Here is a 20,821-nt window from a genome sequence, read left to right as displayed (position 1 = left end):
CCCGGTACATGACCACATGTCGACTCTGCGGTTCGGAAAGAACCGCCAGCGTGGTCGACCTCGGCGCGACCCCGCCGTGCGAGCGGTTCCTGACCGCCGCGCAGCTGGCCGAACCCGAACCGACTTTCCCGCTGCATCTCGAAGTGTGCACGGAATGCTGGCTCGCACAGCTGCCGCCGTTGCTCGACCCGGCCGACACTTTCACCGATTACGCGTATTTCTCGTCTTTTTCCACCTCGTGGGTCGAGCACGCGAAACGGTTCACCGACGCCGCGGTCGAGCGGCTCGGGCTCACTGATCGTTCTTTCGTCGTCGAGGTCGCCAGCAACGACGGATACCTCCTGAAGCACGTCGTGGAACGCGGAATCCGTTGTCTCGGCGTGGAACCCTCGGTGAACGTCGGGCAAGCCGCACGCGAGGCCGGGGTGCCGACGCACACCGCGTTCCTGTCCGAGGACACCGGCCGCCAGGTGCGGGCCGAACACGGTCCGGCCGACCTGGTCGTGGCGAACAACGTCTACGCCCACATCCCGGACATCCGCGGGTTCACCCACGGGCTGCGCGCGCTCGTCGCGGACGACGGCTGGGTGTCGATCGAGGTGCAGCACCTGCTGACGTTGATCGAAAAGAACCAGTACGACACGATCTACCACGAGCATTTCCAGTACTACACCGTCGAATCCGCGCGGCGGGCGCTGGCGGGCGGCGGGCTGACCGTGGTCGACGTCGAACTCCTGCCGACGCACGGCGGGTCGATCCGGCTGTGGGCGCGGCCCGCGGAAGCCGCCGGCGAGCCGAGCGCCCGGATGACCGACGTGCTGGCCCGGGAGAAGGCGGCCGGGCTGCACGAGCTGTCCGGGTACACCGAATTCGCCGACCGGGTCACCCGCGTGCGGCTCGACCTGCTCGAATTCCTGCTCGCGGCAAGGAAAGCCGGGAAGACGACCGTCGGGTACGGCGCGCCCGGCAAGGGCAACACCCTGCTCAACCACTGCGGCATCCGGCCGGACCTGCTGGCCTACACGGTGGACCGCAATCCGTACAAGCACGGCCGGTTCACGCCGGGCACCCGGATCCCGGTCGTCGAGCCGGACCGGATCGCGGCCGACCGGCCGGACTACGTGCTCGTCCTGCCCTGGAACCTGCGGGACGAGCTGACCGAGCAGCTTTCCTACGTCGGCGCGTGGGGCGGCAAGCTCGTCTTCCCGATTCCGCGCCTGGAAATCGTCGAGGTGGCAGTGAAGTGAAGGTCGTTCTGTTCTGCGGCGGGTACGGAATGCGGATGCGCAGCAGCGAGGCGTCCGACGTGCCCAAGCCGATGGCGATGGTCGGGCCCCGCCCGCTGATCTGGCACGTGATGCGCTACTACGCGCATTTCGGGCACACCGAGTTCGTGCTGTGCCTCGGCTACGGCGCGCACCACATCAAGGACTTCTTCCTGCGCTACGAGGAAACGACGTCCAACGATTTCGTGCTGCGCGGCGGGAAGCCGGAGCTGCTGTCCACCGACATCGCCGACTGGACGATCTCCTTCGTGCAGACCGGCATCGAATCGCCGATCGGCGAGCGCCTCCGCCGGGTGCGCGACCACCTCGACGGCGACGAGATGTTCCTCGCCAACTACGCCGACGTCCTCACCGACGCGCCGCTGGACAACATCGTCGAGCGGTTCCGGAACAGCGACGCGGGCGCGTCGATGCTCGTCGTGCCGCCGCAGTCGTCGTTCCACTGCGTCGAGATGGACGAGGGCGGCCGGATCGGCGCGATCACGCCGGTCAGCGAACTCCCGTTGTGGGAGAACGGCGGCTATTTCGTGCTGCGGCAAGAGATTTTCGACCACATCCCGGAGAACGGCGACCTGGTGGCCGACGGCTGCGGCGAACTCGCCAAGCGCGGCCGGCTGCTCGCGTACCCCTATCGCGGGTTCTGGAAGCCGACCGACACGGTCAAGGAACGCTACGCGCTCGATGCCGCCTACACGCACGGCGACCGTCCGTGGGCGTTGTGGGAACACGAAAAGGTGCACGCATGATCCGCCTGGGCGCCGAGCTGAAGAGCATCGTCGTGCTCGGCGCGCATTGCGACGACATCGCCATCGGGGCCGGCGGCACGCTGCTCGAGATCTGCGAAAAGCGTCCCGGGCTCAAGGTCGACGCGCTGGTGCTGTCCGGCGGCGGCACCGACCGGGAGACCGAGGAACGCGCCGCGCTGGCCGCGTTCTGCCCGGGTGCCGAGCTGAACGTCACCGTGCTCAAGCTGCCGGACGGACGCCTCCCCTCGCACTGGGAGGAAGCCAAGAACGCGCTGGAAGACCTGCGCCGCCGCACCGATCCGGACGTCGTGTTCGCGCCCCGCACCATCGACGCGCACCAGGACCATCGCGGGCTCGCCCAGCTCGTGCCCACGGTGTTCCGCGGTCATCTGACGCTGGGCTACGAGATCGTCAAATGGGACGGGGACCTCGGACGGCTGCCCGCCTACGCGCCGCTGTCGGACGAGGTCATGCAGCGCAAGATCGAACTGCTGCACGAGCACTACGGGTCGCAGCAGCACCGGCCTTGGTACGACCGCGAGGCCTTCCTCGGCCTCGCCCGGATCCGCGGAATCGAATGCCAAGAACGCTATGCCGAGGCGTTCGAGGCGAACAAACTCGTCATCGACCTAAGGGGCTGAAGGCATGCGCGTGCTGCTCACGGGGCACACGGGATATCTGGGCACGGTGATGGCGCCGGTGCTCGCCGCGGCGGGGCACGAGGTGATCGGCCTCGACTCGGGCTTGTTCGCCGCCTGTGTGCTCGGCCCGGCCCCGCAGGATCCGGTCGGGCTGGCCGTCGACCTGCGGGACGTGAAAGCCGAACACCTGCAGGGCTTCGACGCGGTGATCCACCTCGCCGCGCTGTCCAACGACCCGCTCGGCTCGCTCGCGCCCGAGCTGACCTACGACATCAACCACCGCGCGTCGGTCAAGCTCGCGAAACTCGCGAAGGAGGCCGGGGTCTCGCGGTTCCTCTACGCCTCGACCTGCTCTGTCTACGGCGCTTCTGGCGGCAGCGGCCTGGTCGACGAGGACGCGCCGCTTCGGCCGGTGACGCCGTACGCGGAGTCGAAGGTACGGGTGGAAGCTGAGGTTTCCGAGCTGGCCGACGACGACTTCACCCCGGTGTACATGCGCAACGCCACCGCGTTCGGCTTCTCGCCGCGGCTGCGCGCCGACATCGTGCTGAACAACCTGGTCGGCCACGCCTATCTGTCCGGCGAGGTGCTGGTGCTCTCCGACGGCACGCCGTGGCGGCCGCTGGTGCACGCCGACGACATCGCACACGCCTTCACCGCCGCTCTCGAAGCTCCGCGCGAAGCCGTGCACAACAAGGCATTCAACATCGGCACCGAGCGCAACAACGTGACGGTCGCCGAGATCGCCGAAGAGGTCGTCGCGGTGGTGCCGGGCGCCAAGCTGCGCATCACCGGCGAGGCTGGGGCCGACCCGCGGTCGTATCGCGTCGATTTCTCCCGGTTCCGCGACGCGGTCCCGTCCTTCGACTGCAAGTGGGGCGTGAAAGACGGGGCGCTGCAGCTGTTCGACGCCTACCGCCGCAACAGCCTCACCCGGGACCAGTTCGAGCACCGCTTCACCCGGCTCAACTGGCTGAGCGACCGGCAGGCCGCCGGCGCGGTCGACGCCAGCCTGCGGCACGCCTGATGCGCACCGGGCCCGAGATGCACGCTCTGGTGGAACGGCTGTATCCGTTCTGCCGGAGCATCACCGGCGACGGCGTGCGCCAGACCCTGGCCGTCATCGGCGAGCACCTCCCGCTCGACCGGTACGAGGTGCGCAGCGGCACCGAGGTGCTGGACTGGACCGTGCCGCCGGAGTGGAACATCCGCGACGCGTTCGTCGCGGATTCCTCCGGGCGGCGGGTGATCGACTTCCGGAAGTCGAACCTGCACGTGGTCGGCTACAGCGTCCCGGTCGACCGCGTCCTCCGGCTGGCCGAACTGCGCCCGCACCTGCACACGCTGCCCGAGCAGCCGTCGCTGATCCCGTACCGCACCAGCTACTACTCCCCTACCTGGGGGTTTTGCCTGGCCCAGGACGTCCTCGACGCGCTGCCGGACGGCGACTACCACGTCAAGATCGACTCGACGCTCGCCGACGGCCACCTCACCTACGCCGAGCACGTCGTGCCGGGCGAGGTGTGCGACGAGGTGCTCATCTCGTGCCACATCTGCCATCCGTCGCTGGCCAACGACAACCTCGCCGGCATCGCGGTCGCCGTCGCGCTCGCGCAGGCGCTGGCCGAGGAAAAGCCGCACTACACGTACCGGTTTCTGTTCATGCCCGGCACGATCGGCGCGATCACCTGGCTGGCGCGCAATTCCGAACGCATTGAGCAGGTCAAACACGGCGTCGTGCTGGCCTGCGCCGGAGACCGCGGGTCGTTGACCTACAAGCGCAGCCGACGCGGGGACGCCGACATCGACCGCGTCTTCGCGCACGTCCTCAAGGACAAACCGCACGAGATCCGCGATTTCTCGCCGTACGGCTACGACGAGCGCCAGTTCTGTTCCCCCGGCTTCAACCTCGGCGTCGGCTCGCTCACCCGCACCCCGTACGCGGGCTACCCGGAGTACCACACGTCGGCGGACAATCCGTCCTTCGTCGATCCGGACTCGATGGCCGACACTCTCGACACGCTGCGGACGGCGCTGTCCGTGCTCGATCGCAACCGGCGCTACGTGAACCTCAGCCCGTACGGCGAACCGCAGCTCGGCAAGCGCGGGCTGTACGACTCGCTCGGCGGACGCAGCGACGCGAAGGAAGCCCAGCTGGCCATGCTGTGGGTGCTCAGCCTCTCCGACGGCGACCACAGCCTCCTCGACATCGCCGAACGGGCGGACCTGCCGTTCGGTGCCGTAGCCGCGGCGGCCGATGCCCTTCAGGCCGCCGGACTGCTGAAGGAGTGAGGCCGTGCCGTCGATCCTGCGTTCGCGAGCCGTCCGCGCGATGGCGGGACGGCTCAGCTGGGGCCTTGGTGACCAGGCCGTTTCGAGCCTGACCAACTTCGTGGTCGGCCTGTTCGTCGCGCGTTCGCTCGGCGCGACGGCGTTCGGCCTGTTCAGCATCGCGTGGGTGACCTACGGCGTCCTGCTCAACATCTCGCGCGGCCTCGCGACCGACCCGCTGATGGTGCGCTTCTCCGGGGTCTCCCGGGCGAAGTGGCGGACCGCGGTCGGTCAGGCCGTCGGGACCGCGCTGCTGGTCGGTGTCGCTTCGGGACTGCTCAGTGTCCTTTTTGGACTCGCGGTCGGCGGTTCGCTCGGCACCGCGTTCGTCGCGCTCGGGGCGGTGCTGCCGTTCCTGCTGGTGCAGGACGCCTGGCGATTCGGGTTCTTCGCGCAGGGCAGCGGGCACAAGGCGTTTGTGAACGACGGAATCCAAGCCGTCGCGTTGTTCCCCGCGTTGGTGTTGGCCGCGCGCTACGACACCGTGGTCGCGTTCCTGCTGGCCTGGGGTTGTTCGGCCGGGGTCGCGGCCGCGTTCGGCTGGGTGCAGACGAGCGTGCTGCCGCGGCTCGGCGGGGTGCGCGGGTGGCTGCGGGATCATCGCGATCTGGGCGTGCGGTACCTCGTGGAGAACGTCAGCAACAGCGGTTCGTCGCAGCTGCGGGCATACGGGCTGGGTGCGATTTCCGGGCTCGCCGCCGTCGGGACGGTGCGCGGTGCGGAACAGCTGCTCGGGCCGTTTCTCGCGTTGCTGATGGGGCTTTCCCTCGTCACCGTCGCCGAGGGAGCGCGGGTGCTTCGGCAGTCGCCGCACCGGTTGTGGCACTTCTGCGTGGTGCTCGGCGCCGCGCAAGCCGCGGCGGCGCTGGTGTGGGGGCTCGGGTTGTGGCTTTTCGTCCCCGACGACGCCGGCCGGTTCGTGCTCGGTTCGCTGTGGGACAGCTCGTCGCTGCTGGTCCCAGCGGTGACGATGGCGGTCGTCGGCGCGAGCTTCACCACCGGCGCGACGGCTGGGTTGCGCGCGCTCGGGATGGCGCGGCGGAGCTTGCGGTCGCAGCTGATCTCGTCCGGGTGCTACGTCGTGTTCGGCCTGATCGGGGCCGTGCTCGGCGGCGCGACCGGTTCGGAGTGGGGCGTCGCGGCCGCCACGCTCACCGGCTCGGCCGTGTGGTGGTGGCAGCTGCGCAGCGCGCTTCGCGACCACTTCGCGGCGGTGCCCGAGTTTCCCGCCGCGTCAGGTTCGTTCAGCCAAGCAGAACTCCATTCGGCTTCCGAGGAGATGAAACCGGCATGAGCAGGGTGCCCCGGCTGACCATCGGTCTGCCTGTCTACAACGGCGAGGAATTCCTCGGCGAAGCGCTCGACGCGCTGCTCGGGCAGACCTACGAGGACTTCGAGCTGATCATCTCCGACAACGCGTCGCAGGACAGCACGGAAGAGATCGCCCGGAAGTACGCACAGCAGGACTCGCGGATCCGGTATCTGCGCCAGCAGCGCAACATCGGCGCGACCCCGAACCACAACGTCCTGCTCGATCAGGCTCGCGGCGAGCTGTTCAAATGGGCGTCGCACGACGATCTCTACGGCCGGGAGCTGCTGGCGAAGTGTGTCGAAGCGCTCGACGCGCGGCCGGAGATGATCGTCGCGCATTCGCACCAGGCGATCATCGACGAACACGGCGCGGTGACGGTGCCGCTGGACTACCGGCATCAGACGGACTCGCCGCGGCCGTCGGTGCGGTTCAAGAGCCTGCTCTTCGAGCCCGGCGGCGACGATTTCTACGGCGTGATGCGTACGGAGGTGCTGCGGCGCGTCACCCCGATGGGCAGCTATCACCACGCGGATCGCACCTATGTGGCGGAGCTGGCGCTGCACGGCCCGTTCTACCAAGTGCCTGAGCTGCTGTACTTCCGTCGCGACCATCCGGACCGGGCGGAGCGCGCGAACCCGAGCAAACGCTCCCGCTGTGCGAACCTCGACCCGAAGCGCGGCAATGCGCTCACGAACCCGACTGCGCGGCTGCTCGCCGAGTACGTCTGGGGGTACGTGCACGGAATCCGGTCCGCTCCGCTGTCCTCCGGCGAACGTCGCGCCTGTTACCTCGCGCTGGCCGAGTGGTTCGCCAGCCGGGCCCGGCCAGGTGGCGGTGGGGAACGCGTCGAGGATCGGGCTCCGGTGCACGCGGCCGAGCTGAACCTCACGGTCGACCGGGTGGTCGCCGGACGTGAACGGCGGGTGCCGTGACCGTTCGAGTCGGAGTCTTCGGACTGCTCGGTTCCGGCAACCTCGGCAATGACGGTTCGCTGGAGGCGGTGCTCGGCTTCCTGCGCGCCGAACATCCGCAGGCGAAGGTGTCCGCGTTCTGCGGCGGCGCGGACGCCGTCCAGGCGCGGTACGGGATTCCGGCGATGCGGCTGAACTGGTACAGCGGCGAGTACCGGCGGGCGTCCGGGCTGCGTTCGATCGCCACCAAGGCGCTCGGCAAGGTCATCGACGTGTTCCGGACGGCGTGGTGGGTGCGGCGGCAGAACGTGGTGATCGTTCCCGGCATGGGCGTGCTGGAGGCGACGCTTCCGTTGCGACCGTGGGGTTTTCCGTACGCGCTCTTCCTGCTTTCGCTGTGCGGGCGGATCGGCCGGACGAAGGTCGCGCTGGTCAGCGTGGGTGCTGACCGGATCCGGGTACCCGCTACGCGGTTTCTCGTGCGGCATGCAACGCGGCTCGCAGCGTATCGATCCTTCCGCGACGAGCTGTCGCGCTCGGCGATGGCGGACATGGGTGTGCGCGTGACTGACGACCGCGTTTATCCCGATCTCGCCTTCGCCCTTCCGACGCCTGCCGCGGACGAGGATCCGCGCGCGGTCGGCGTCGGCGTGATGGCTTACTACGGCGGCAACGACGACCGGGCGCGCGGCGAGGAGATTTACCGGGCGTACGTGGACGCGATGACGGAGTTCGTGCGGTACCTGGTCGGTCAGGAGCGGCCGGTCCGGCTCTTCATCGGCGACCGGATCGACCGCGAGGTGGTGGACGAGATTGTCGAAACCGTCCGCTCCCCGCTGATCTCCGCGGCGGTCCCGGGCACCCTCGGCGAGCTGATGCGGTCGATGGCCGAAGTCGGCACAGTCGTGGGAACGCGGTACCACAACGTGTTGTGCGCGTTGAAGGTCGGGAAGCCGACGATCGCGATCGGCTACGCGCGGAAGAACGACGTCTTGATGGCCGAGATGGGACTCGGCGAGTTCTGCCAGGAGGCCCGTGCGGTCGACGTGCCGCGGTTGATCACGCAGTTCGAGGAGTTGCAGCGGCGGGCACCGGAGCTGAAGGCGGAACTCACCGCCCGCAACGAAGCCTGCGGCCAGCAGTTGAAGGACCAGTTCGCGCTGTTGTCGCGGTCGCTCATCCCCGCGGAGGTGTCGTGAAAGCCGTTCCCGTGCCGTCGATTTCCGGCGTATGGCTGTTTCAGCCGACGCCGCACCGAGACGATCGCGGCTTCTTCTCGCGGACCTTCGACGCCGAGGTCGCCCGGTCGGTCGGCATCGATCCGGACGCGTTCGTGCAGGACAGCGTGTCGCGCTCGGTGCGCGGGGTGGTGCGCGGGATGCACCTGCGGTCTGGGGCCGGCGAGGCGAAGCTGGTGCGCTGTTCGTTCGGCGAGGTGTTCGACGTCGTGGTCGACTTGCGACCGGACTCGCCGACCTTCCGGGAGATGGAAACGTTTCGGCTCTCCGGCGACACCCAGGAAAGCATCTACATCCCGGCCGGCTGCGCACACGGTTTCCAGGCCTTGACCGACGTCGCCGACGTGTCGTACCGGATCGACCGCGTACACGACCCGGCCGAGGACGTCTCGATCGCGCACGACGACCCGGAACTCGCCATCCCGTGGCCGCTGCCCGCGGCTTTGCTGTCCGAACGCGACGCGTCCGCGCCTTCTGCTCGCCGACGCCTTGAGGTGACCCGTCATGGACCTGCCACTCTCCCGAATCGCGAACGAACGCCTGCACCGCGCGATCCCCGGCGGCGCGCACACCTACGCCAAAGGCGAGGATCAATACCCCGAACATCTCGCCCCGGTCATCTCGCACGGCCGGGGCGCGTATGTGTGGGACGTCGACGGCAACCAGTACCTCGAATACGGCTCCGGCCTGCGCGCGGTCAGCCTCGGCCACGTGCATCCGCGCGTGACCTCGGCCGTGCGCGATGTGCTGGAACGGGGCAACAACTTCGTCCGACCGTCCATTGTGGAGCTTGAAGCGGCGGAGCAGTTCCTGGCGACGGTACCGACCGCGGAGATGGTGAAGTTCGCGAAGAACGGCTCCGACGCGACGACCGCCGCCGTCCGCCTAGCCCGCGCCGCCACCGGACGCCCGCTGGTCGCCCAATGCGCCGACCACGCGTTCTTCTCCACCGACGACTGGTTCATCGGCACAACCCCGATGTCCGCCGGAATCCCCGCCGCGACGATGGCGATGACCGTGCCGTTCCCATACGGCGATCTCCCGGCGACCGAGCAGATGCTGCGCCAGTTCCACGGACAGGTAGCGTGCCTGATCCTGGAGGCGACCAAGAGCGTCGACCCGCCGGACGGCTATCTCGCCGGACTGCTAGACCTCGCCCATCGACACGGCGCGCTGGTGATCTTCGACGAGATGATCACCGGATTCCGATACTCCGAGCACGGCGCACAGGGGTTGTATGGCGTGACGCCGGACCTCTCGACCTTCGGCAAAGCACTCGGCAACGGCTTCGCAGTAGCCGCACTGGCCGGCCGACGAGACTTAATGGAACTAGGCGGCCTGCACGATTCACGGGACCGGGTCTTCCTACTGTCCACGACGCACGGCGCGGAGACACCAGCGTTGGCCGCGGCGATGGCGGTAATGGACGTCTACGCGACGGAGGACGTCACAGCCCGCCTGCACGCCCTCGGCGCCCGCTTGGCGGCCGGAGTGACCGAGGTAGCCACCGCAGCCGGTGTCGGCAGCCAGGTCCTGGTGCGAGGCCGAGACAGCAACCTGGTATTCGCGACTCTGGATGGCGATGGGACACCTTCACAGGAGTACCGGACGCTGTTCATGCGATGCCTGCTGGAGAACGGGATACTCGGTCCGTCCTTTGTGGTCAGTGCAGCAATGACGGAAGCGGACATCGACCGAACCATCGAGGTAGTCGCTTCGGCCTGCGTGGTGTACCGAAAAGCACTAGAGGCCGGAGACCCCACACCATGGCTAGGCGGCCGATCGATCAAACCAGTGTTCCGCCAGAAAGCGTGACCCCCGCACCCAACCAGCGAGGCACCCAGTCCCTCCCCCGCACCCCGATACGAAGCCTCCCTGCGGTTCGGGGGTGCTTGTCAAGGCATCTTTCCCGCCTTGACAAGCACCCCCGAACCGTCAGCACAATTCAGGCTTCGGGGTGCCCCACGCCCCCCGGATCAACCAACCGCAACGCAGCCGACGCACTCAACACCCACCCCCGCTCATACGCAGCAGCAAACCCCTCTTCCCCCAACTCCCCCCGCCCCCGGTCACTCAACGCCCGAACCAGCAAATCAGTCCGATCCTGCGCCCCCCGCAACCGAGCCGCCGCACCCAGCAGCACGGCGGCGTCCCCATAACGCCCATCCAACCCAGCAACCCCAGCCCCCACCACCGCCACACTCGCCAAAATCGGCATATCCAAGGCCTCAACCGCCGCGACATACGCCCGCCCCAACGCGGCCTCAGCCCCCGCCCCATCCCCAACCTCAAGACAAAGCGCACCACGGGCCAAAGAGATCAACGCCCGCTCATGCCCACCGCCAAACGGCGGATGCGCCGCCAACCCAGCCTCAGCCGACTCGATCCGCTCCCGAGCCCGATCCAGGTCGCCAATCCGCACCCAGAGACTCGCTTCCAACCCATCCGTCAGAATCGCCAACTCCGGGGACACCTCCCGATCCCGCGTCGCGGCAATCATCGAGGCCACCCGCGCGGACTCACCGCGGCGAATATGAAGGTCGATCGCACGCAGATCGAGGAAGATCTCGTCACTACGGCCGAGCGAACCAAACTCCCGAGCCAGCGACCGAGCCCGATCCAGATCAGCCAGCCCCCCGTCGAGATCACCGTCGTACTGCCGCAGCAATGCACGCAGCGGGAGAGCAGTGGCGAGTCCCCAACGATCACCAGCCCGGCCAAAGATCTCCAGTGCAGCAGCGACATCCCCACGAACCTGGTCAAGCTGGCCAGCGTTTTCGGCGAACTGGGCCCGGAACAGATGTGCCAGCCCGGACAACCACTCGTCCGGGCCGTCGATGAACCGCTGGACGGTCTCCGGTGCCTCCGTTTCCACCATCGTGGCCAGCCGAAGCGCGACGAACGCACCACCGAAGGACGGCAGTTCCGGCTGATCGGCAAGCCCCCGCAACTGCTCACGCCAGTCAGCAGGCGGGACTTGAGCGGCAAACTGGTTGAGCAGCAACAGTTGCTCGGCGACCGCACGCGACATACTCGGCGCGACTGGTGTCGAAACGGCTTCGTTGAGCCAATAGACCGCGTCGGTGTGGCGGCCGAGCATCTCCCAGTACCAGGTCAGGTTCACCGCGAGCCCGATCGCGTCGCCGGTGTCGCAGAGGTGGCGCAGGGCGGCGAGGACGTTGTCGTACTCGGCGTGGAACACCCGCAGGGCTTCCGCTTGCTGGGGGCCACGCAGCAGCGGGTCGTAGTGCGCGACCAGGCTGGCGAAGTACTCGGCGGCGCGGTCTCGCACCTCCTGTTGTGCGGCAAGGCTTTCCAGCCCGTACTCGCGGATCGTCTCCAGCATCCGGTACCGGCCGGTGTCCGGCGCGAGCCGCAGCAGCGACCGGTCGACCAAGGCCGCGAGCAGGTCTGGGATCTCGTCCGGCGGCACCGCGTCCGCGCAGACCGCGGCGGCCGAATCCCGGGTGACTCCGCCGGGCAGGACCGAAATCCGTTCAGCGACCGCGCGTTCGTCCGGGCCGAGCAGGTCCCAGCTCCACGCGATGACCGCGCGCAGCGTCCGGTGCCGGGGGAAGGCGGTCCGGCTGCCGGTGGCGAGCAGGCGGAACCGGTCGGACAGGCCAGCCGCCAGGTCTGGCAGGGCGAGAGTGCGCAGCCGGGCCGCGGCCAGTTCCAGCGCCAGCGGCAAACCGTCCAAGCCGCGGACCACGGTGGTGACGTCGGCGAGGTTCGCCTCATCCACCACGAAACCGGGACGCACGGCCGCGGCCCGCTCGGTGAACAGGCGCACCGACGCCGTCCGGCTGGCCTGCTCGACGTCTACCTCCGGTTCGGGCAGGGCGAGCGGGCCGAGCGGCACCAGTGCTTCGCCGTCGATGGCCAGCGGTTCGCGGCTGGTGGCCAGCACCCGGAGCCCGCCGCACCGGGGCAGCAGCGCCGCGACCAGATGGGCCACGGCGTCGATGAGGTGCTCGCAATTGTCCATCAGCAGCAAGCGTTCCCGGCCGCCTAGCTGGTCCGCGAGCACGTCCAGCTCGGTCCCGGTCCGCGCCTCGAACAGGGCACCGCCGCGCAGCCCGATCCCGGCCAGCACGGCCGCGCCGATTTCGGCCGGTTCGGAGACCGAGGCGAGGTCGATCAGCCAAGCGCCGCCGGGGTATTCGTGGCGGCGGGCGGCCTCCAGCGCGAGCCGGGTCTTGCCGGCGCCGCCGGGGCCGAGCACGGTGATCAGGCGGCTGGTGGCGAGCAGTTCGGCGATCCGGGCGAGGTCTTCGTCCCGTCCGACGAAGCTGGTCAGCGCGGCGGGAAGGTTGCTGTCCGAGGGAGGCGCGGCAACCGGGCCGCGCAGCAGGCGCAGATGACGCTCCCGCAGGGCAGTGCCGGGATCAGTGCCGAGGGTCTCGGCCAGTGCCTCGCGGACCTGCTCGTAGCGAGCGAGCGCGTCGGCTTGGCGGCCCTGGGCGGCCAGTGCGTCCATGAGCAGCGCGGCCGCCCGTTCGTGGACTGGGTGTTCGGCGAGCAGCCCGGTCAGCCGGGCGGCAGCCGTTTCGACGCGGCCCAGCGACAGTTCGGCGTCGGCGAGATCGGCCACTGCCTCGACGGCAAGGGTGGACAGCCGGGTCGCTGCGGCCACCGACACCGCGGCAACGGGCTCGCCGCCCCACAACTCCACGGCCTCGCCGAGCACGTCCGCGGCGGCTAGCGACTCTCCAGCGCGCAGGTGCCCCCGACCTGCGGCGATGAGCTGCTCGAACCGCAGGGCGTCTACGTCAGCTGGTTCCACGGCCAGCCGGTAGCCGCCCGCGACCTGCGCGACGGCGTCCGCCGAACCGAGCGTCCGGCGCAGCCGCGAGACGAGCGCCTGCAGCGCGTGCGCGGGATCGGCGGGCGGCTCCTCAGCCCAGATCGCGTCGACCAGGACGCTGGGCTCGACCGGACGACCACCCGCGAGCGCCAGCCGCGCCGTCAGTGCCTGCAGCCGCGCGCCGGGAACGGGCAGGACGGCATCGCCGCGAGACACCTGCACGGCGCCGAGCAGCGTCACGCGAAGCGGGACAGCAGCCACCCTTCGATCTTCGCGCGTCTGCTCGAGGTCCGCCCGAACCGGGGTGTGCGCGCCGTGTGCGCCTCGTGTGAGCGGCTGCGGGCAACCTCGGTCTCACCGCACCAGAAGGGGGTTGTCATGCATGACGTAGTGATCGCGGGGGCCGGGCCGGTCGGCCTGTTCCTCGCTGGCGAACTGGCTCTCGCGGGCAGTTCGGTGCTCGTGCTGGAGAAGGAATCCGACCCGCATTCCGCGTGGCGAACGATGCCGCTCGGGATGCGCGGGCTGTCAACCGGGTCAGTCGAGGCGTTCTACCGCCGCGGAATACTGCCCGCGCTGCTGGCCGAGTCCGGGCTGCCGCCCGCCGAGGAGCAGGTGCGCCCGCGGTCGGCCGGCCATTTCGCCGGTATTGCCCTCGACCCGGCCAACGTCGATGTGCCCTATCCGGCTTTCGACGGCATCATGACCAGCCTCGACGCGGTCGAGACGGTGCTGGCCGAACGGGCAGTCAAGTTCGGTGCCGAGATCCGGCGCGGCGTCGAGGTCTCCGGTCTCGTCCAGGACGACGACGGGGTGGTCGTCCAGGCTGGTCAGGACGAGTATCCGGCCCGCTGGCTCGTCGGCTGCGACGGTGGCCGCAGCGCGGTGCGCCGGTTCGCGGGCTTCTCCTTTGACGGCACCGAGCCGCAGCTCACCGGGTACGCCGCGCTGGCGACCATCGCCGATCCGGAGAAGCTGAACCCTGGCTTCACGCTGACCCCAAACGGCATGTACCTCACGACGCCCATGCCCGGCCACTTCGGCGTGATGGACTTCGACGGCGGTGCCTACGACCGTTCCCAGCCGCCGACCCGCGAGCACCTGCAAGCGGTGCTGCGCCGCGTTTCCGGCACCGACGTGACGCTCGACGAGGTGCAGCTCGCGTCCAGCTTCACCGACCGGGCGAAGCAGACGACCGAGTACCGGCGCGGCCGCGTCCTGCTCGCCGGCGATGCCGCGCACATCCACTCGCCGCTCGGCGGACAGGGCCTCAACCTCGGCATCGGGGACGCGATGAACCTGGGCTGGAAGCTCGCGGCGACGGTCGGTGGGCACGCGCCGGACGGGCTGCTCGACACCTACTTCACCGAACGTCATCCGGTCGGCGCGAAGGTGCTCGACTGGTCGCGCGCCCAGGTCGCGGTCATGCGCCCGGACCCGCACTCCCGGGCGATCCAGGCCGTAACGCGCGATCTCCTGTCGACCCGCGACGGCACCACGTACGTCTTTGCCCGCACGTCCGGCCGGTCGCTCAGCGACGAACTGGTCGGCCACAGCGCACCGAACTTCCGCCTCGCCGACGGCACCCGCCTCGGCGAACTACTGCACGACGGTCAAGGCGTCGCCCTCGACTTCACCGCCGACGACCGACTGCGCGACACGGCGGCGCGCTACCGCGTGCAGTACCAGGCCATCCCGGCACGCGATGACCTCGGTTACGACGCCCTGCTCATCCGGCCGGACGGCGTCGTCGCCTGGGCAAGCGGCCACGGCTCGTTCGAAGACGCCCTCTCCCACTGGTTCTGGAGGTAGACATCATGGAAAACCACTGGATCGCTGCTTGGGGAACCGCGCAGCAGCTGGCACCGGCGGCCGAGCCGGGCGGCGGGCCGGAAATGCCCGACGACGCACCGCCGGAACCGACCCTCGGCACCGTCAGCGCGCAGACCGTACGCATGGTGGCGCGTTCCACGGTCGGCGGCACCGCCGTGCGCATTGCCCTTTCAAACTCCTTCGGCCACGCCCCAGTCCGCATTGGTGCTGCCGTCCTTGACGGCACACAGCTGACCTTCAACAACCGTCCCGAAGTGACGCTGCCGACTGGCGCACAGATCTACAGCGACCCGATCGAGTACCCCGTGGCTGCGCAGACTGACCTGACCGTCTCGCTGTATCTCCCCGACGAGAAGGTCACCCCGACGATCCACGACGTCGGTCTCCGCACGGCGTGGCTCGCCCCGGGCGACCAAACCGCCTCGTCGAAGCTGGAAGACGCCATCGAGTTCCAGTCGTACCTGTGGCTCACCGGCATCGACGTGCTCGCGCCCGGCACCGCCGCCACCGTCATCGCCTTCGGTGACTCCATTGTGGACGGTATGGAGACCACGCCCGGAGCCGACGCGCCCTGGCCCTCCGTGCTCGCCCGCCGGCTCGCTGGTCTTCCGCCCCGCGCGGTGGTCAACATGGGCATCTCCGGCAACCGCGTCCTGCGCGAGACCGACGGCATGGGCACCAGCGCGCTGGCCCGCTTCGACCGCGACGTGCTGGCCCGCCCAGGTGCCCGCTGGGTCATCCTGTCCGAGGGCGGGAACGACCTGATTTTCGGCTCCCTGCCGGGGATGCCGGAAAGTGAACGGGCCACCGCGGCGGATCTCATCGACGGTTACCGCCAGCTGATCACCCGCGCGCACGCGCACGGCCTGCGCGTTGTCGGCTGCACGTTGCCGCCGATCGGTGGCTCCCCGGTCTTCACGCCGGAGTTCGAGGAAGCCCGCCAACAGGTGAACCACTGGATCCGCGACAGCGGCAAGTTCGACGCGATCACCGACCTCGACGCCGCACTACGCGACCCGGCCGAACCGACGAAGACACGCGCTGGCCTGGTCTCCGCCGACGGCGTCCACCCGAACGACGCCGGGCACACGGCGATCGCCGAAGCCTTCGACCTGGAACTGTTCCGGCATTAACCGTCCGTGAAGGACTCCTTGAGGGAATCTGATTCCCTCAAGGAGTCCTTCACGGACGATCAGCGATCCGGTCTACCCAGTAGGCGGTGACCGGCACGATCGCCAGCGCAGCCGCGAAACCGCCGATCGTGTCGGTCGGGTAGTGCGCGCCCAGTCCGACCTCGGCCCATGCCATCAGGAACCCGAACACCAGCGCGAGCCCCAGCGTCCACGCCACGGCCGCGACCCGGCTCGACCGTCCGGCCAGTACGTAAGCTCCGGTCAGCGCCAGCGCGGTCGCGAAAGCGGTGTGGCCGCTGGGGAACGACAGGTAACTGCCGTGGATCGTCCGCCCGGTCAACGGCTTCAGCACCGACGTCACCACGACCGTCAGCCCGCAGCCGGCCACGGCCAGCACCGCCGTCCGGAGCCGGTGGGTGAGCAGGCAACCGCCGATCACCAGGACCAGGATCAGTGCCGCACCCAACGGCTCGCCGCAGAAGTCGATCGCCGTCGCGAAGTACCACCACGGGTCGCCGATGAGGTCCGGGCCGGGCAGGAGCGGGGCGTCGAACGCGCTCGGCACCGAGTGTCCGGCGAACCGGACAGCCAGCGCGATCAGCGTCAGGAACCCGAGCGCGGCCAAGACCAGCGACGGCGTGCGCAGAACGACCGGAAGCGCCAGGGGCGAGGTCTTCAGTCGGTCGCGCACGCCTTCCTTCATACCGTGGAAATCGCTTCCTCGTAGCCTTCGAGCAGCCGCTTCAATCCCACTTCAGGGGTGAAGTCAGCCTCGTACCGCCGTCGCGCGGCCTCTCCCATCTCCTGGTTCCGCTCGGCGTCGGCGACCTCGCGAAGCGCGTCAGCGAGCGCGGCCGCGTCGCTCGGCTGGTGCAGCAAGCCGGTGACGCCGTCGGTGATCAGCTCTTCGAAGGCCCCGTGCGCGGGCGCGACCGTCGGCACCCCGGCGGCCATCGCCTCCACCACCACGAGACCGAACGCTTCCAGCCACGCCGAAGGCACCACGACCGCCGCCGCGCGCGCTATCAGTTCCTGGCAGGACGCCCGGTCCTGCAGGCCCATGTAGGACACGTTGTCCCGGTTCGCCGCCCAGGCGTCGACCTCGTCGGACAACGGCCCGGTCCCGGCGATCAGCAGCGGCAGCTTGCCGGAGTACTGCTCCCACGCCGCTTGTAGCAGCGGGATGCCTTTCTCCTCGGTGAGCCGTCCGAGGAACAGAAGATGCTCACCGTCGCCGATGCGTCGTCGCCCCTGGTCCGGGACGAAGTTGTGCTTCACGGTCATCCGCGACGCCGGCATGCCTGCGTCCACGAGAATGCGGCGCTGCGCGTCCGAGATACAGAAGAACCGGGTCACGCTGGCCCGCCAGCGCTCGCGGTTGACCAGCAGGTTCACCGCCATCGGCACGGTCGCGGCGGCCGAATCGCGGTAACAGCCGTGCCGGACCGCCGGGACCGGCAGGCCGCCCACGCAGTCGGTGCAGATCCGGCCGTCGCGGTAGAGCGTGCCGGGCGGGCAGACCAGGCCGTAGTTGTGCAGCGTCGCGACCACCGGCACCCGCGCCTCGGCGCACGCGGCCAGCACCGACGGGGACAGCAGCGGGAAGGTGTTGTGGACGTGCACGACGTCCGGCCGGTCCCGCCGCAGCTGCGCCCGCAACTCCGTCCGCGACGCTCGGTTCCACGGCACCTGCAGCGGCACCAAAGCCTTGCGCGCCAACGGCATCGACGCGATGTCGTCACTGTGCCGCTCGAACCGCCGCACCTCGACGCCCGCCGAGGCCAGCAACGAGACCTCGGCGTCGACGACGTTGTTCTCGCCGCTCGGCTGCTCCGACCGATAGCGGTTGTGCACCACCAGAACCTTCACGCCAGTTTCTCCCTCGCCGGAGCACCGCCCGTGGCCAGCAACGACGCGGCGACCGCCAGATGCAGCAGATACGGTGACGCGTCGCCGAGCCCGGCCTCGGTGTACGACGCGGAAACGCAATAAGCGATCAAGAAAATCGCGCACGCCCTCGCCAGCGACGGCGGCCGCAGCACCGCGACCGCGATCAGCACCAGCAGGATCGCGGCGACGAGCCCGATCCCGACGAGCCCCTGCTCGTGGTAGATCGCCAGCCAGCTGTTGTCGATCGGCAGGCCGTCGTAGGACTTATCGGTGAGGCCGACGCCGAAGATGTACTCGAATCCGCTCCGCGGCGCGGATAGCAGCGCGTCCCACACCTTCGCGCGGCCGGTCAGGCTGGAGAAATCGTCGGTGCTCTGGCCGCGCAGGAACCACGTCTGCAGCAGGCCGCCCAGCACCACCGCGGCGAAACCGGCGACCAGCACGATCCCGGCGAACACCTTGCGCGCCCGCGCGCTGACCAGGCCCAGCGACAGCAACGCGACGATCAGCCCGGCGACGAGCCCGAGTGTCGCGGTGCGGGTATGCGTCAGCAGCAGCACCGCGAGCGCTGGCACGACGACGATCAACGCGCTTTTGGCGTCCGTCCGTTTGCCGAGCCACATCAGCACCGCGAGGCCCGCGATCACCGCCGAGTACTGGCCGATCTGCGGCGGCGTCAACGGCCACAACGCGCCGGTAAGCCGTCCGCCGTAGACGTCCGGCATCGCCTTGCCCGGCGCGATCACCAGCCCGACGACGACCGAGATCAGCACCGCGCCGAACATCCGGATGTGCGCCCGCACGAACGTGAACGACCCGTCCCACCAGCCGCTGAGCAGCCACAGCGTCGCGACGAACACCGCGAACCGGAAGCACCGGAACAGCGCGCCGAAGCCCGATTCGAGGTGCACGCTGGCCACGATGCTCGTGAGCAGCAGGAACGACAGGAGCATCAGGTACGCGCTCGGCCGGATCCGGATCCGCAGGTTCAGCACCAGCGCGAGCAGGAACGCGGTCATCAGCGCGCCCATGGTGACCAGCTGGATCACCGTGCGCGGCAACGGGATCACGGTTTGCGCGCCCGCCGAGCCGAGCGTGTTGAGAATGAGCAGCGCCCACGCCGCGCCGACCGCTTTCGGCGGCGCTTCGACAGCAACTTCCGAACGCAATGCCACCTCAGCCACCCCCGTTCGGCCGGTAACTCGAATTCGCATCCTGGTGATACGGCGCGCTCTGCCACTCACCGACGCCGATGATGTTGCTCATTTCCTTGGCAACGAACGTCCACGGCCCCGCGTAAACGTTGTCCCGCCAGGAATTCTCCTGCTGGAACGTGATCGCCTGCTGAATCACCGCACCCTGATACGGCGACCAATCCGGGAAACTGCCGAAATTCGCCAGCACGCCGGTCCGGCCGCAGATCTCCTCGCAGCCGAGCGCCTTCGAGTTGAGCGTGAACTGGTTGTGCTGCACCAGTACCCGCTGGGTCTTCCACCGGCAGTCGTTGTACAGCGGCTTCTGCGAGATCGCCGGCGCGGAACAGGTGCTGACGTTCGGCACCAGTTTCGTGCACGAGCCGCTGGACGTGTTGGCCGGGCTGTTGCAGAACCGGTCGGCGTTCTCCCACAGGATGATGCCGTTCCAGTTGTCCTGCAGCAGGTTTCCGGAAATTTCGAGAGTGCTCGTCCGGGCCTTCAACCGCGGTTCGCCGCCGGATTCGGAAAGGTAGATCGTGGCGGACGGGAACGGATCGCCGCGGTCGGCGTGCGCGCGGCCGTCGAGCAGGTTGTTGCGGCGGAACGTGTTGTTGCGGATCATCGCGTTGTAACTGGTCTCGTAGATGATCGCGGTGCTGTCGTTGCTTTCGATCAGATTGCCCTCGATCAGGAAATCGTTGTTGTTCGTGTCCGCCCACAGGCCGGTGCCGCGGTTGTCGTGCACCCAGTTGCCGACGACGTCCGCGCCGTCCACCGCCCAGAACTTCACGCCGCCGGTGCAGCCGCATTCCGGGACCTTGGCCTCCCAGTTCGCGGTGTTGTTGCCGGTGATCTCGGTGCCGCGCAGCACCAGACCGGTCACGACCGCGTTGCCGGAGTAGGCGTTCATGCCGTACTGGCCGTTGCGCCGCAGGCAGCTGTCGAGCACCTGCTGCTTCGGCCCGGCCATCAGCCCGGCCCCGTCGTTGTCCTGCACGGTCAGGTGCTGGATCACCCAGCCGGCGGCCGAATCGTGGTTGACCACGCCTTCGTCGCGCGGCGCGGTGAAGCCCTGCACCGTGAACGATTCGAGCCGGACGTCCTTGCCTGGCCCGGCGAAGGCGTACCGGTTCTTCTTGCGCCCATCGAACACCGCGCCGGGAGCGCCGAGGTAGACGTCGCCGTCCTTGGGCTGGATCTGGGCGTATTCGTCGTCGCTGAGCCGATGCGTGCCCGGTGCAAGCCAGAACGTGGTGCCCGGCGGGGAGTTCTTCGTCTTGGCCGACAGGTCGTCCACCACCGCCGGATCCACCGGGACGGCACCGGCGGGCGCGGTCGCCGGGCCCGGCGACGCGTGGTCGCAGACCGCGGCGACCGGGCCCTGCGGCGAAGTCGACCCGGCGACCGGGGCGGGCGCCGCTCCGGACGAGGTGCACGAGGCCAGCGCGAGCGGGAGCAGGGCTCCCAGCAGCGGCACCAATGTCCTTCGCACGGTGG

General features: G+C 69.0%; 16 protein-coding genes and 1 pseudogene. 12 read left to right on the top strand and 5 right to left on the bottom strand.

Annotated elements, in window-relative coordinates:
• Positions 1–8 precede the first annotated feature (8 nt).
• The 10 genes and pseudogenes from RPX00_RS16700 (at position 9) to RPX00_RS16655 (ending at position 10,280) form a co-directional block, all read left to right on the top strand.
• Positions 9–1,247 (top strand): methyltransferase domain-containing protein, encoded by a 1,239-nt coding sequence (locus tag RPX00_RS16700; RefSeq protein ID WP_406640430.1) that lies wholly within the window; start codon positions 9–11, stop codon positions 1,245–1,247.
• Positions 1,244–2,032, top strand: coding sequence for a glucose-1-phosphate cytidylyltransferase (locus RPX00_RS16695; RefSeq protein WP_406640429.1), 789 nt, complete (start codon positions 1,244–1,246; stop codon positions 2,030–2,032). Before RPX00_RS16700 ends, RPX00_RS16695 begins: the two co-directional genes overlap by 4 nt.
• The gene (locus tag RPX00_RS16690; protein WP_406640428.1) at positions 2,029–2,673 is read left to right on the top strand and encodes a PIG-L deacetylase family protein; all 645 of its coding nucleotides are present in this window, start codon (positions 2,029–2,031) and stop codon (positions 2,671–2,673) included. The genes RPX00_RS16695 and RPX00_RS16690 overlap by 4 nt, the downstream gene beginning before the upstream one ends.
• A gap of 4 nt (positions 2,674–2,677) precedes the next feature.
• A complete protein-coding gene (locus tag RPX00_RS16685) occupies positions 2,678–3,700 on the top strand; it encodes an NAD-dependent epimerase/dehydratase family protein (protein ID WP_406640427.1) in 1,023 nt (340 codons plus the stop codon).
• Positions 3,700–4,965: a DUF4910 domain-containing protein gene (locus tag RPX00_RS16680; protein WP_406640426.1), complete on the top strand. Its 1,266-nt coding sequence runs from the start codon at positions 3,700–3,702 to the stop codon at positions 4,963–4,965. The genes RPX00_RS16685 and RPX00_RS16680 overlap by 1 nt, the downstream gene beginning before the upstream one ends.
• Positions 4,966–5,005: 40 nt before the next feature.
• Entirely contained in the window at positions 5,006–6,298 is a 1,293-nt protein-coding gene (locus tag RPX00_RS16675) for a hypothetical protein (RefSeq protein ID WP_406642953.1), read from the top strand.
• Positions 6,295–7,248 (top strand): glycosyltransferase family 2 protein, encoded by a 954-nt coding sequence (locus tag RPX00_RS16670; RefSeq protein ID WP_406640425.1) that lies wholly within the window; start codon positions 6,295–6,297, stop codon positions 7,246–7,248. Before RPX00_RS16675 ends, RPX00_RS16670 begins: the two co-directional genes overlap by 4 nt.
• Entirely contained in the window at positions 7,245–8,426 is a 1,182-nt protein-coding gene (locus tag RPX00_RS16665) for a polysaccharide pyruvyl transferase family protein (RefSeq protein WP_406640424.1), read from the top strand. The genes RPX00_RS16670 and RPX00_RS16665 overlap by 4 nt, the downstream gene beginning before the upstream one ends.
• A pseudogene (gene rfbC / locus RPX00_RS16660) lies at positions 8,423–8,968 on the top strand (dTDP-4-dehydrorhamnose 3,5-epimerase); the annotation flags it as partial. The gene RPX00_RS16665 and the pseudogene rfbC, both read left to right, overlap by 4 nt.
• A 1-nt stretch (position 8,969) precedes the next feature.
• Entirely contained in the window at positions 8,970–10,280 is a 1,311-nt protein-coding gene (locus RPX00_RS16655) for a glutamate-1-semialdehyde 2,1-aminomutase (protein WP_406640423.1), read from the top strand.
• A gap of 130 nt (positions 10,281–10,410) precedes the next feature.
• Here RPX00_RS16655 and RPX00_RS16650 read toward each other — a convergent pair whose 3' ends face one another.
• Entirely contained in the window at positions 10,411–13,533 is a 3,123-nt protein-coding gene (locus RPX00_RS16650) for a BTAD domain-containing putative transcriptional regulator (RefSeq protein ID WP_406640422.1), read from the bottom strand.
• Between the two features lie 117 nt (positions 13,534–13,650).
• Between RPX00_RS16650 and RPX00_RS16645 the strand changes: the two genes are divergently transcribed.
• Together RPX00_RS16645 and RPX00_RS16640 are read left to right on the top strand one after the other, a co-directional pair.
• Positions 13,651–15,084 carry an FAD-dependent monooxygenase gene (locus RPX00_RS16645; protein ID WP_406640421.1) on the top strand — a complete coding sequence of 478 codons (1,434 nt, stop codon included), beginning with the start codon at positions 13,651–13,653 and terminating at the stop codon, positions 15,082–15,084.
• Positions 15,085–15,089: 5 nt separating this feature from the next.
• On the top strand, positions 15,090–16,238 hold the full coding sequence (locus tag RPX00_RS16640; RefSeq protein ID WP_406640420.1) for an SGNH/GDSL hydrolase family protein: 1,149 nt from the start codon (positions 15,090–15,092) through the stop codon (positions 16,236–16,238).
• Between the two features lie 49 nt (positions 16,239–16,287).
• Here RPX00_RS16640 and RPX00_RS16635 read toward each other — a convergent pair whose 3' ends face one another.
• The 4 genes from RPX00_RS16635 to RPX00_RS16620 are packed head-to-tail and all read right to left on the bottom strand — an operon-like array spanning position 16,288 to position 20,816.
• A complete protein-coding gene (locus RPX00_RS16635; protein WP_406640419.1) occupies positions 16,288–16,929 on the bottom strand; it encodes a phosphatase PAP2 family protein in 642 nt (213 codons plus the stop codon).
• A gap of 8 nt (positions 16,930–16,937) precedes the next feature.
• Positions 16,938–18,107: a glycosyltransferase family 4 protein gene (locus tag RPX00_RS16630; protein WP_406640418.1), complete on the bottom strand. Its 1,170-nt coding sequence runs from the start codon at positions 18,105–18,107 to the stop codon at positions 16,938–16,940.
• Complete coding sequence (locus RPX00_RS16625) at positions 18,104–19,312, bottom strand: O-antigen ligase family protein (protein WP_406640417.1); 1,209 nt, start codon at positions 19,310–19,312, stop codon at positions 18,104–18,106. The genes RPX00_RS16630 and RPX00_RS16625 overlap by 4 nt, the downstream gene beginning before the upstream one ends.
• The gene (locus RPX00_RS16620) at positions 19,305–20,816 is read right to left on the bottom strand and encodes a right-handed parallel beta-helix repeat-containing protein (RefSeq protein ID WP_406640416.1); all 1,512 of its coding nucleotides are present in this window, start codon (positions 20,814–20,816) and stop codon (positions 19,305–19,307) included. Before RPX00_RS16620 ends, RPX00_RS16625 begins: the two co-directional genes overlap by 8 nt.
• Between the last annotated feature and the right edge of the window lie 5 nt (positions 20,817–20,821).

It is taken from the genome of Amycolatopsis sp. WGS_07 (assembly GCF_045278895.1).
GTDB lineage: Bacteria > Actinomycetota > Actinomycetes > Mycobacteriales > Pseudonocardiaceae > Amycolatopsis.
Note: the sequence above shows the minus strand (reverse complement) of the source record. Positions and strands in the feature narration are given on the sequence as shown.

Coding starts and splice junctions, on each gene's coding strand:
- RPX00_RS16700 (WP_406640430.1), top strand. CDS start 9: ATGACCACATGTCGACTCTGCGGTTCGGAAAGAACCGCCAGCGTGGTC.
- RPX00_RS16690 (WP_406640428.1), top strand. CDS start 2,029: ATGATCCGCCTGGGCGCCGAGCTGAAGAGCATCGTCGTGCTCGGCGCG.
- RPX00_RS16685 (WP_406640427.1), top strand. CDS start 2,678: ATGCGCGTGCTGCTCACGGGGCACACGGGATATCTGGGCACGGTGATG.
- RPX00_RS16680 (WP_406640426.1), top strand. CDS start 3,700: ATGCGCACCGGGCCCGAGATGCACGCTCTGGTGGAACGGCTGTATCCG.
- RPX00_RS16675 (WP_406642953.1), top strand. CDS start 5,006: ATGGCGGGACGGCTCAGCTGGGGCCTTGGTGACCAGGCCGTTTCGAGC.
- RPX00_RS16670 (WP_406640425.1), top strand. CDS start 6,295: ATGAGCAGGGTGCCCCGGCTGACCATCGGTCTGCCTGTCTACAACGGC.
- RPX00_RS16655 (WP_406640423.1), top strand. CDS start 8,970: ATGGACCTGCCACTCTCCCGAATCGCGAACGAACGCCTGCACCGCGCG.
- RPX00_RS16645 (WP_406640421.1), top strand. CDS start 13,651: ATGCATGACGTAGTGATCGCGGGGGCCGGGCCGGTCGGCCTGTTCCTC.
- RPX00_RS16640 (WP_406640420.1), top strand. CDS start 15,090: ATGGAAAACCACTGGATCGCTGCTTGGGGAACCGCGCAGCAGCTGGCA.